12 protein-coding genes are annotated in these 11,814 nt (G+C 59.7%); 6 read left to right on the forward strand and 6 right to left on the reverse strand.

Translation table 11 applies throughout. From position 1 onward, the window contains the following. Positions 1-2: 2 nt before the first annotated feature. Both U9R81_RS12785 and U9R81_RS12790 read right to left on the reverse strand, forming a co-directional pair. A complete protein-coding gene (locus U9R81_RS12785; RefSeq protein WP_322495833.1) occupies positions 3-1,613 on the reverse strand; it encodes an amidohydrolase in 1,611 nt (536 codons plus the stop codon). Between the two features lie 56 nt (positions 1,614-1,669). Continuing rightward, a complete protein-coding gene (locus tag U9R81_RS12790) occupies positions 1,670-2,605 on the reverse strand; it encodes an AEC family transporter (RefSeq protein WP_322495834.1) in 936 nt (311 codons plus the stop codon). Between the two features lie 166 nt (positions 2,606-2,771). Here U9R81_RS12790 and U9R81_RS12795 point away from each other — a divergent pair, with 166 nt between their 5' ends. From U9R81_RS12795 to U9R81_RS12820, 6 genes are all read left to right on the forward strand, one after another. Continuing rightward, positions 2,772-2,984, forward strand: coding sequence for a hypothetical protein (locus U9R81_RS12795; protein WP_322495835.1), 213 nt, complete (start codon positions 2,772-2,774; stop codon positions 2,982-2,984). A 174-nt stretch (positions 2,985-3,158) separates the two neighbouring features. After that, positions 3,159-3,395, forward strand: a complete 237-nt coding sequence (locus tag U9R81_RS12800) for an FmdB family zinc ribbon protein (protein ID WP_322495844.1) — start codon at positions 3,159-3,161, stop codon at positions 3,393-3,395. 3 nt (positions 3,396-3,398) lie between these two features. Further along, positions 3,399-4,373 (forward strand): sugar phosphate nucleotidyltransferase, encoded by a 975-nt coding sequence (locus U9R81_RS12805; protein WP_322495836.1) that lies wholly within the window; start codon positions 3,399-3,401, stop codon positions 4,371-4,373. A 6-nt stretch (positions 4,374-4,379) separates the two neighbouring features. After that, on the forward strand, positions 4,380-5,432 hold the full coding sequence (locus tag U9R81_RS12810) for a hypothetical protein (RefSeq protein WP_322495837.1): 1,053 nt from the start codon (positions 4,380-4,382) through the stop codon (positions 5,430-5,432). A gap of 264 nt (positions 5,433-5,696) precedes the next feature. After that, entirely contained in the window at positions 5,697-7,622 is a 1,926-nt protein-coding gene (locus tag U9R81_RS12815) for a PhoX family phosphatase (protein WP_322495838.1), read from the forward strand. A 72-nt stretch (positions 7,623-7,694) separates the two neighbouring features. Continuing rightward, on the forward strand, positions 7,695-8,723 hold the full coding sequence (locus tag U9R81_RS12820) for a c-type cytochrome (RefSeq protein ID WP_322495839.1): 1,029 nt from the start codon (positions 7,695-7,697) through the stop codon (positions 8,721-8,723). 95 nt (positions 8,724-8,818) lie between these two features. Here U9R81_RS12820 and U9R81_RS12825 read toward each other — a convergent pair whose 3' ends face one another. The 4 genes from U9R81_RS12825 to U9R81_RS12840 form a co-directional block, all read right to left on the reverse strand. Continuing rightward, positions 8,819-9,067, reverse strand: coding sequence for a hypothetical protein (locus tag U9R81_RS12825; RefSeq protein WP_322495840.1), 249 nt, complete (start codon positions 9,065-9,067; stop codon positions 8,819-8,821). A gap of 106 nt (positions 9,068-9,173) precedes the next feature. Next, complete coding sequence (locus U9R81_RS12830) at positions 9,174-9,737, reverse strand: hypothetical protein (protein WP_322495841.1); 564 nt, start codon at positions 9,735-9,737, stop codon at positions 9,174-9,176. A gap of 6 nt (positions 9,738-9,743) precedes the next feature. After that, positions 9,744-11,072: an AAA family ATPase gene (locus U9R81_RS12835; RefSeq protein ID WP_322495842.1), complete on the reverse strand. Its 1,329-nt coding sequence runs from the start codon at positions 11,070-11,072 to the stop codon at positions 9,744-9,746. A 31-nt stretch (positions 11,073-11,103) separates the two neighbouring features. Beyond that, positions 11,104-11,814, reverse strand: a 711-nt coding sequence (locus U9R81_RS12840; protein ID WP_322495843.1) for an oxidoreductase, incomplete at its 5' end; no start/stop codon positions are given.

Below are 11,814 nucleotides of genomic sequence, written 5' to 3' on the forward strand. Positions count from 1 at the left end.
GATTACCGCTCAAACACCACCTTCCCTCCCACCATCGTCATCATCACTCGCGCCGCTGCAATCTGGTCGGGTGGAGCAGTGGTGATGTCGCGGTCGAGCACGATCAGGTCAGCTAGATAGCCAGCCTCCAGCCGGCCTAATTCGTGCTCGCGGAAACCGGCGTAAGCGGCCCATGTGGTATATCCGGCTAATGCTTCGGCAATCGTCAGCCGCTGATCGGGAAAATCGCTCTCTAGCGGGCTTAGATCGAGCTTGCCCCGTGTGCATGCCACTTGCATCCCGCGCAACGGATTGGGATCGGCCACCGGCCAATCGCTGCCGAGCGCCATCGGCGCGCCGGCCCGCAATAAATCGCGCCATGGGAAGCCGTAGCGGTGACGTTGCGGCCCCACCAGCCGCCACCACGGGTTCTGTTGATCCATCCCGAAATCGACATGCACCGGCTGCACCGAGGCGATCGCTCCCAGCGCCGCAAATCGCGGCAGGTCAGCCGGATCGACGATCTCGGCGTGTTCGACCCGGTGGCGAGCATCACGCTGGCCATTGGCTCGTTGCACTGCGGCAAAGGCGTCGAGGGTCTGACGCACGCCGCCATCGCCGATGGCATGCACACAGACTTGCAGGCCGGCAGCGTCAGCGCAGGTGATCAGTTCCCCAAACTCTACCAGATCGTAGTTGGCCACCCCGCACTTGCCGCTGCCATCGGCATACGGCGCTAGCATCAGCGCCGTCTTCGCTTCGACTACGCCATCAACGAACAGCTTGACCGCATCGGTCTGCACAAAGGGATGCGGATGGCGGCGAGCATCGGCGGCCCATGTCGTGATCTGGGCCGGATCAGTCCCCGGCGTTACCGAGAGGGGCAAGCGGATGCGCAAGGTCAACTCACCCGCAGCCGCCAGTTCGCGGTAGCGGGTACGCTGCGCTTCATCGCCGTCCATGTTGTGGATGCCGGTCAAGCCCAGCGCCGCCAGATCGCGCAAGGCGCGGCGCAGCAGATCACGCAGCTCGGCTTCGGTTGGCGGCGGGATGCAACGCCGCACCAGATCCATTGCCGGCGCTTCACGCAACTCGCCGCTGGCCAGCCCGTCTGTGCCCATCACCACAGTACTCAACGGATTACCCGTTTCAGTGCCGTGCAAAATGCCCGCGATCTGCAAGGCAGCGGTATTCGCCCACGCCGTATGGCCATCGAACGCAGTCAACAATACTGGCCGGTCAGGCACAACCGCGTCAAGCAAGTGCCGGTCAGGCGCTAGACCGCCGGCAAACAGCCGGTAGCGCCAGCCGCGCCCGATCAGCCACGGCAGATGCGGATGGGCAGCGGCGTAAGCGGCTAGCCGGGCTTGCAGGTCGGCGACGCTCTGGGCATCTTCAAGCCGCAGCACTCCCAACGTGCGCGCGCCATTGTGCAAGTGGAAATGACAGTCGGTCAAGCCGGGCAAGGCCAGCATCCCGCCGCCATCGATGACGCGCGTCGCCGCCGATTGCCACGACGGCGCATCGCGGTCGGGGCCAACCCAAACGATCCGCTCGCCGCTGATGGCGATCGCATAGCGTCCGGTTTGCCCGGCTAAGCTAACATGACGCAGCAAGACATTGATTGGCGGCATAAAATTAATCGGTACGGGCAGAGCGGCGCTCTGCCCCGCAGCGCGCTGCGCCCCTGCTATGACCGCACCAAACTCAACAACACACTCAACGTCACCAAACTTGCAAACGACGACACCACCACTGTGCTCACCACCAACTGCGGGCGCGTATCAAACTCAATCGCCAGAATAGTCGTATTCACCGCCGTCGGCATCCCAGCCATCATCACCCCCACCCCCAGTGCGATACCGTCCATACCGAGCAAACGGGCGAGGCCGAAAGCAAGGATCGGCGACACAATCAACCGGATCGCAGTGGCAAATGCAACCATCGCCGGTTGCACAATCGGCGCGCCGGCCCCCAATTGCACGCCGAGGATGAGCAGCATCACCGGCAGCGCCGCCTCGCTGAGCAACGCCACCCCTTCAAATAAGCTGCGGGCAATGCCGGTGGCTTCAGCCGGATGAAACCCAATCTCACGCAAGGCCAACGCGCCGGCTACGGCGTAAATCTGCGGCATATGAGTGAGACGGTCGAACACCTGCCGCCACGCTTGTTTGCCGCCGCCAGCCGCGCCGCCAGCCGCCACTCCGACCCCTAGCGTCTGCGCCATGATAGACTGCATGATAAAGTAAAAAACCCCTAACGTAAAGCCAGCCTCGCCAAAGGCAAACCGCGACGCTGGCAAGCCGTAATTACCCGAATTCATAAACATACTGGTCAGCAACAGCGCCGTCACCTCTTTGCCGCGCAGCCGCAACGCCAACGCGCACAGCCAGACTGTCAGCGCCATCAGCGCCAGCACTCCCATCGAAAAAAAGAGCATGCGCCCCGCGTCAGGCCCGCTTAAGTCGGCCCGTACCAGCGCGACAAAGATCAGCGCCGGGCTCAGGCCGTAAATCATCAACCGGTTAAGCGTCACCAGATCGAGCGGCAAGGCCCGGCGTAAGGCAAACCCTGTCGCCGCCACCACCGCAATCGGCAAGAGCACTTCAATCAGAACTGCAATCATCGCAACCTCGGCGCCAATATGTTACAAGTCAACTATCATAGCATAGGTTGCTTGCGATCGCGCTAGCCAGCTACGCTAGACCATCTCCCAGCCGCGTCACGCCGCATTATGCGATAATAGCGGCAATAACGGTGCTAAATACATCGTTTGCCAAGGGAGTACCACCATGAACTGCTGGCACTGCAACCGTCCGGCTCACGGTACATGCATCTTTTGCGGGCGTGCGGTTTGTCGCGAGCATGCCCAAGAGATGCCGCATATCGTGGCGCTCTACGTCGATCGAAAGGGCGTTCACAAAGCGATCGTCACTGCGCGCGCGCTATTTTGTGGTTCGTGCGAACCGCGTGAAGACCCGATCGAATTGCCCGAATTGCGGTGATGGCCAGCGCACCATCTGGGCAAGAGATGGGCCTGAAGGTGACTCAATCTTTGCGTAATGTTATCGTGAAGATAAGCAAACCGTTATCCAAGCAGGCAAAACGCCGTGGTATAATGCAGGTGGGCCACGTCCGCCCGCCTTCTTCCCCTGACGTAATGAGGTGAATGTATGCCGATGTACGAATATGGCTGTTTGGACTGTGCGCGCCAGTTCGAACGGCTGCTGCCTATGAATGCGGCTGATCAGCATATTGTTATTGTCTGCCCCTTTTGCCAGAGCACCCATGTTCAGCGCCGGCTGTCGCTCTTTGCCGCGCATAGCCGTGGCGAAACTTCGGCGCCTGCGGCGGCTGCGACGACGAGCGGCGGTGGATGCAGTTGCAGCAGTTGTGGCTGTGGCTCAAGGAGCTAAGGTATGCGCGTCATGATCTTGACCGCCGGTTTAGGCACACGCTTGCGTCCGCATACCTTTGTTCGCCCCAAGCCATTGGTCAGCGTCGCCGGCAAGACGGTGCTGGCGCATATTATTGATTACTTGGCCCCCCTACAGATTGAAGAGCTGATCTGTGTGGTCGGCTATCTCGGCAACCAGATTGAAGAGTTTATGCGGGCCAATTATTCGTACCCGATGCGCTTTCTTGAGCAAAAGGTAATGCGCGGGCAAGCTGATGCGATCGCGTTGGCCCGTGAATTGACCGGCCCGCTCTTGATCGTGTTTGGCGATGGCTTGCTTGAGTTTGATATTGAACGGCTCAACGAGCATCCCGACTACGGCATCATTTACTGCAAAGAGGTCGATGATCCGCGCCGGTTTGGCGTGGTGGTGGTCGAAAAAGGCCGGATCGTGCGGCTGGTCGAGAAGCCGAGCGAGCCGATTTCCAATCTGGCCGTGGCCGGGTTCTATTATGTGCCCGAAGCCAGCCGGTTGATGTCGGCGATCGACTACATCATGGAGAACAATATCCAGACCAAGGGGGAATTCTATTTGGCCGATGCGCTGCAAGTGATGATCGACCGCGGCGAAGAGCTGCGCGCCGAGACGGTGCGGGTCTGGCGAGATTGCGGCACGATAGAGTCGCTGCTCGACACTAATCGCTATCTGCTCGAACATGGCCACAATCGCGCCGCCGAGTATCCTAATGCAGTGATCATTCCGCCGGTCAATATTGCGCCGACGGCAGTGATTGAAGAGGCAGTTGTGGGGCCGTATGTCTCAATTGCCGACGGCGCAGTCGTGCGGCAGGCGATTGTGCGCGACTCGATTGTCAATGCCGGTGCGCAGATCCAATCGGTCATTATCACTCGCAGTTTAATCGGTGATCGAGCCCATGTGAGCGGTGTCAGCCAAGAGTTGAATGTCGGCGATATGTCGGATATTCGTTTCGGGTGAACCACTATGATTGCTTACAACTTCCATGCCGCAAGCAATGGTGCTCGCGGCGAGGCCAAAGGGGGCCGCTGGGAGTTGGCCTTGCCCGCGAGCGGGCAGACGCCAGCACTGGCCGGCGTGAGACAGCAGAATCCGGCGCTGAGCGCGGAGCAAGAGACGATCCGGCGGTTGCAGGTTGATGCTGATCCAACCGAAGCACGCTTGTTGACCGCCGTGTATGTGTCGCTCAAGACCTATCCGTGCGTGGTGCTGAGCGGGAGAGCTGGGGCCGGTAAGGCGGCATTGGTGCAACATTTGGCAGCAGCATTGGTTGGTAACGCTCCCAGCCAGTTTGTCCGCATTGGTTCAGCGCAGTGGACGGCGCAGAGCGGCCAGCGTGACTATTACCGTGATCTCCATACCCGTTTCGGCGATAGTCAGTTGAGCGAAGTGCTGAGCGAAGCGCAAGCGCCGCAAGGCGCCGGTAAGCTCTACTTCGTCTTGTTTGATGGTTTGGCCCCCGATGAGTTGTTCTACTACTTGCACGAACGGCTGCATCTGTTGCCGGTCGCTGCGAAGCCAGTCGCCGCACCGCCGAATGTGCTGTTCATTGCCACGTTTCACCAACCGCACCTGTTGTCGGTGCGCGATGCGCAACTATTGTCCCATGCCCATCAGATCAATGTCACCGCCTACCGGCGGCAGCCGCCCCAATTGCCGCCGCCTCCGGTTGGCCTGCAACGAGCCATGATCCGCGATGTTGCCCGCGATGTGGTCGATGCCCGCGATCGGTTGCGCGCGGTGTTCGGCGGGCCGCAGTTGCCGCAACTGAGCCCCTCGGCGCAGATTGCCGACTTCCTGCGCTGGTATGGTCTAGCGCCCGATACCACGCTCGATAGTGATATGTGGCTGTTCTTGGCGAATAGCTTCGATCGTCACGGTCATGGCCTGTTTGTCGCCGATCCGGCGCGCAACCTCCAAATCGCCTACGATTTCCGAATGGTGCAACGGGTGATGGCCCGGCTTGATCCGGCGAATACTGCGCTCAGGCCGGAGTTAGCACGGGCCGTTGGCTGTTGAGCCCTGATCCCCTGTCGTTTCTGGCGCCGCTCTCTCAGCGCAGAGAGCGGCGCTGTTTGTTTTCGCACCTCGCTAGCTTCGATAGTGTTATGCCATGATCATTGTTGCTTAATCCTCGTTTAATATTTACATCAATTCTTATTTATAAACACTCCATATAATCACGGTTGCCCAGAACGTATACATCCCAATGGCAAGACTCCTGTTGCCCGGTTGGCAACTGCAGGCTCCTGTACTGGTGTTTAGCGAGGAGGCGTTTACGCTATGGGTGGCCACGACGAGAAAGACAAATGGATTGTGCGTTCGCAGGCCGGTATTGGCCAGACGCTGGAAGAGGTGTTGGCGCTGCGCATTTCGCGCCGCGGTATGCTCAAGACGCTGGCGATCGGCGGTTCGTTGGCCTTGATCGGCTCCAATCTGACCGCCGTCGAAGAGGCGCTGGCCGCTAACCCCGGCTTGAAGTTCAAGGCCATTAAGCCCACCGATCCGAATTTCGATGATGTGGTGGTGCCGGAAGGGTACTATGCCCGCACCCTCATCCGCTGGGGTGAGCCGCTGAGCGCTGATGCGCCCGATTTCGATGTCTGGTTACAGTCGCCGGAGGCGCAGGTCAAGCAGTTTGGCTACAACTGCGACTTTGTTGGCTTCATGCCGCTGCCCTACGGCTCCAACAACTCGAACCGCGGTCTGCTCGTGGTCAATCACGAGTACACCAACGAAGAGTTGATGTTCCCGAAGTATGATGATAAGAATCCGACCCGCAATCAGGTGGATGTCGGGATTGCCGCCCACGGCATGTCGGTGGTCGAAGTGGTGCGCGCGCCCGATGGCACGTGGAGCTATGTGCGTAACTCGCGCTACAACCGCCGGGTGAGCGGTTTTAGCGCTACTCGCCTGAGCGGCCCGGCTGCCAATCACCCATGGATGCGGACCAGTGCCGACCCCGGCGCCGACGCGATCCTCGGCACGCTCAACAACTGTGCTGGCGGCAAGACGCCGTGGGGTACGGTGGTGAGCGGTGAAGAGAACTTCCACCAGTATTTCGCTAATTTGAACGGTCTCGACCGCAACGATCCGCGCTACGCGGTGCATCGCCGTTATGGCATGCCGGCGGCTGAGTCGGAGCGCAAGTGGGAGCGGTTCCACAGCCGGTTCGATATCGCCAAGGAGCCGAATGAGTCGTTCCGCTTCGGCTGGTGTGTCGAGATCGATCCGTATGATCCGGCGAAGCCGGCGGTGAAGCGCACGGCGCTGGGCCGCTTCCGCCACGAGGCGGCGACCTTCGCCATTGGGCGCGATGGCCGAGTGGCAGCCTATTCGGGTGATGATGCCCTGTTTGAGTACGTCTACAAGTTCGTTACCAACGGCAAGTTCAACCCGCGCAATCGCGAAGCGAATATGAATCTGCTCGACGATGGCGTGCTCTATGTGGCTAAGTTCAACGCCGACGGCACCGGCGAGTGGTTGCCGCTGGTGTTTGGACAAGGCCCGCTGACGCCGGAAAATGGCTTCCGCTCGCAGGGTGATGTGTTGATCAACACCCGCTTGGCTGCCGACCTCGTGGGTGCGACCAAGATGGATCGCCCAGAGGACGTGGAGGTCAACCCGGTCAACAAGAAGGTGTACATCGCCCTGACCAACAACACCCGCCGCGGCGCGAGCGGCCAACCCGGCGTAGACGCGGCCAACCCGCGGGCCAACAATGCGTGGGGCCACATCATCGAGCTGACCGAGCGGAATGATGATTATTCCGCCACTACCTTCCGCTGGGAAATCTTTATCCTCGCCGGTTTGCCCACGCAGGCGGATACCTACTTCGCCGGCTTCGACAAGAGCAAGGTATCGCCGATGAGTGCGCCCGACAATGTGGCCTTCGACAATCAGGGCAACCTGTGGATTGCGACCGACGGTGCGCCGCGCGCGATCAAGTTCAACGATGGTCTGTTCGCCGTGCCGGTGAGCGGTGCGCAGCGGGGCAACCTGCAACAGTTCTTCTCAACGGTGGCCGGCAGCGAGGTGTGCGGGCCAGAGTTTACCCCCGACAACCGCACGCTCTTTCTCGCCATCCAGCACCCCGGCGAAGGCGGCACCTTCGAGAACCCGATCAGCACGTGGCCTGACCGGCAAGGTTTGCCGCGGCCCAGCGTGATCACGGTGCAACGCTTCGATAGCGGCATCATCGGGACGTAGGAGGGGCATTGCAGCGCAATGCCCCTACCGGGCGCCGCAATGCCCTTACGAACGGGATACGGGAGCACAACGATGGCAAAGATACCGCCGTGGTTTATCCCGTTGCTCGCCGGTGTAATGCTGATTAGCATGGTGGCCGGTTGCACCTCACAGCAACCGGCCTCGCCATCGCCAACCCCATCGCCGGTGGCATACGTAAGCGGCGCTGACCTCTTCTTTGGCCGCGCGCCGTTGGCTGGCGGCGTACCGTGCATGACCTGCCATACCCTCGATACGAGCGGAAGGGCGGGAGTAGGCCCGAATTTGGCCGGGGTTGGCCGGCGGGCCGGCGAACGCATGCCCGGCGTGAACGCGCGGGAATACCTCGAACGGTCGATCCGCGCCCATGACGAGTTTATCGTTCCCGGTCACCAAGGGGGGATGGTGCGCGCAGTCGTCGGCGACGATTACGGCAATCTATTGCCAGACGAGCAGATTGCGGCGCTGGTTGATTTTCTGCTGCAACAACAGGCGGTAGCAGTCGCCAACGTGGTGGTCACGTCAGTACCAGCCACGCCAACCTCCTTGCCAGCGCCAACTGCCACGGCAACCGCAACGCCCACCATCGCATCCACCGCAACCGCAACGCCAATGCTCTCGCCCACGACAGCCGTAACACCCACTGTATCGCCTTTGCCCAGCGCCACGGCCACGCCTTCCCCGCAAGTGACAGCCACAGCTTCGGCGACAATAACGCCGGCGTTCACGAGCACCCCAACCAGCATTCTGCCGACGGCAACGCCGCTACCGCTACCTACTGACACCCCACTGCCAGCCCCAACCCCTACGCCGCCGCCTCCCACCCCGACGACCGTGCCAGAACCAACGCCGGTGCCGCCAGTGGCAAGTGAAGCCGGGTTAGAACAATACCTCGGTTGCGTCAACTGCCATAACCTGCACCCGCAACAGGTACGCATGCCGCACCCGCTCAACCCGACCTGCAACGACTGCCACCGTGGTTCACCAAGCCGGGTTGGCTGCCCGACTTGCCACAGTATGCATCAGATCGACAACCGCCACGAACCAGTGCCGGATTTGCCGTGTCATGTGTGTCATCAGTAGCGAGGCGCTCGTTGAGAGTATTCTGTATGGGTGCTTTACTTTACCATAAAACTCAGATCAAACAACTTTCCTGAGTTGGCAAGCGATGAAAGATATCACATTGGCGCCGCTATCAGCAGGTATGTCAACCCACCAGTGAGAACCAGACCAATAAGGCTTTTCAATGCATTACGCCCTGCCATCACATCGCTCACCACCAGTAATCCGCTGCTGAGCAGTGCGCCGCCGATCAGGATAAGCCCAATCATCCCGTTAAGCAGTTGGGGCAAGATGGTAGAAAGTAGCGCAATGCAGGCAATGCACGAGATAAACATGCCGACTATTTCACGAGTATTGCGTGTCATGGCAAGCACCTGATTATCAGATGTAATTTTAGGATTAGTGGTGCATGTTCTACTTGATCGTTGTAACGGCAGTAATTACCAGACATCTGCCTACATCGCACCCATGTCACTCGTTCGGGCCGACTGAACGACAGACGTAGTACTGCTCATCCTCAACCCCGCCGTTGCGTAACCATTCAGCAGCATCATGCTGAACGGGGTGAAGCCACATGATCGGGCAGATTTCAGGGGTGCTGTCTTTGAGCAGGGCGAGATGGGTGACGATCTTTCTGTCAAGCGAGACAACGCGGCGGTCGGTTTGGCGGGCTATGCCAACAAGGTGAAAATCTTTGGCCACGGCTGGCGCTGAAGTCTTTGTCTGCGGGTTCTGGTCTAACGCAGCGATGCAACGGTTACGCAAGGCTTCAGAATCGGGGCTAGAAGTGATATCAATTACGCGCCGTTGGTTCTGCATCTGCGTTAACCAGCGCAAGGCAAAGGCGGTCGCATAGGGAGAGTGCGTATCTGGTCGCGGCTTCATCCATTCGCCGCGCAACGATACACTCATCGCCACTTTGTAGTTATGCGCAAGCATTGCGAGCAGGGTGGCGCGGCAGGCGGATGGTTCAGGCTTGCCGCTCTCGCCGGCGGCGCGCGCGACCGAGGCATCAACCACGATGATATACCCCATACCGCCTTACCCTCCGGCAGCGCTCAGATAGTTGTGCATTGCTTCGAGACTCACCAACGCGAAATCAACCGGTGCATCGCCAAAACTGCCCTTTTCATCCAACTTATGGCTGGTGAGAGAGCTCGCGCCGCGTTGATCGCGTTGCACCCAATGCAAGAGGATCTTTTTATCGCCAAACTGGCCATTGGCCACCAATTCTTGCAAGCCTAACAGCAGGAGTTCGCTGTGGGTTTCGATCACGACTTGGACGCCGCGCATAACAGCGCGCTGCAACAAGCGGGAGAGTTGGTATGCTGCCCGTGGGTGGAGATGGATTTCAGGTTGTTCTAAGTAGACAAGCTGCTCCGGACGCGCTGCGAGCAATGCCACGACCACCGGAAGTGATTGCGATAGGCCAAAGCCAACATCGGCAATATTGACCATATCTCGCGCGCCAGACCGGATGCCGCGCGGCAGACGTGTCACCCGGATCTCAACTTCGGTATCGTTGAGGTTGCGTGCCTGCACATTCCACGCGAGGCCAAGCTCTTTGAGATCCTCTTTCAATTGGTTGATTTTATGAGTGTGAGAGCGTTGCCACGTGGCGATGACACTGGCAACGTAGTCGGGAAAAAGACCGGGGAAATTATGCTCAACTGCGGTAACAGGATAGGTGCGGCGCGGGTTGCCGCGCAATCCCGGCACGTGGATGAGGCCGCGTATGGCATTCCTTAGATCTGCATGTATCTCATAAGAGCGCCGGCCATAGCTGAAAGCGCCCTCCTTGATATCGGGAGCTACTAATTTAGCTTCTAATCTCAAAAACATCCGTTCACGCACCACCTCAATATCGATATGAAATGCGGATTCGTTATAACGCTGGGTAAACCATTTTTCCGGAAATGTCTTGCGAAACTCCGCTTCGTAGCGGCTGCGCTCCTCTGAACGTAGCGTTGGTGAAAGCTCTTCACGGGTATTGCCAGCATCATACATTACTGCACGAGCGATACGTAACGGTGACGTAGCAGCTTTGTGCTGCTGCAACACAACTTCATACCCGCCTGATTTTGAACTGTTGTGTAGCTTTACTCCCAATGTCAATTCTTTTGCTTGATCACCCGGTGCATTCCAAAACAATTGCTTGGCGCTGGAAAAGATAATGTTCGGGCCGCTGAGTAACAGCGGGCCGGGGTCATAACTCGCTTCCAGCGTCTGCTTCATCAACAAGAGCGATTGCATGAGGGTTGATTTGCCGGCGCTATTAGCGCCGGCAAGGATGGTCAAATCGCCCAAGGCAACTTCAGTGCGCTCACGAAATGACTTAAAGCCGCTAAGAATAATGCTGTCAACACGCATGTCTATCTCCCAATCGTGTGCACAAGTTTGCTCACCACGCCCGCAAATACTGCGGTGGCGGGGCGAGGTCGTGTCCCAGCGCCCGCGCCGCGCGCAACGGCCAGTGCGGGTCGCGCAGCAGTTCGCGACCGAGCAGCACTAAATCCGCTTCGCCGTTGCGGACGATAGCGTCGGCGTGTTCGGGCCGGGTGATCAGGCCGACAGCGGCGGTGGCGATGGGTACGTTGCGGCGGATGTGGGTAGCGAACGGCACTTGATAGCCTTCGCTGGCGGGAATCGTGATGCCGGGGGCGATCCCGCCGGAGCTGCAATCGATCAGGTCAACGCCCCGTTCGCGGAGCATACGCGCCACTTCAGCCGTATCGGCAATCGCCAACCCTTCCGGTGTCCAATCACTGCACGAGAGGCGCACGGTTAGCGGCAGTTCCGCCGGCCATGCCGCGCGCACCGCTTCCGTCACTTCGAGCAGCAACCGTGCCCGCCCACGCAGATCGCCGCCATACTCATCGCTGCGATCGTTGCCCAACGGTGAGAGGAAGTTGTGGAGCAGGTAGCCGTGGGCGGCGTGGATTTCGACCCAGCGGAAGCCGGCGGCTAGCGCCCGCCGGGTGGCAGCGGCGAAATCGCTGATGACCTTGGCGATACCGGCGGCGTCGAGCGGGGTAGGGGCCGGGTGGCCGGGAGCGAATGGTTCGGCGGTGGGGCCAACCACTGGCCAGCCGCCGGCGGCGGGTGGCACCGG

The sequence above is a fragment of the Chloroflexus sp. genome, from assembly GCF_034435895.1.
In the GTDB taxonomy this organism is placed as follows: domain Bacteria; phylum Chloroflexota; class Chloroflexia; order Chloroflexales; family Chloroflexaceae; genus Chloroflexus.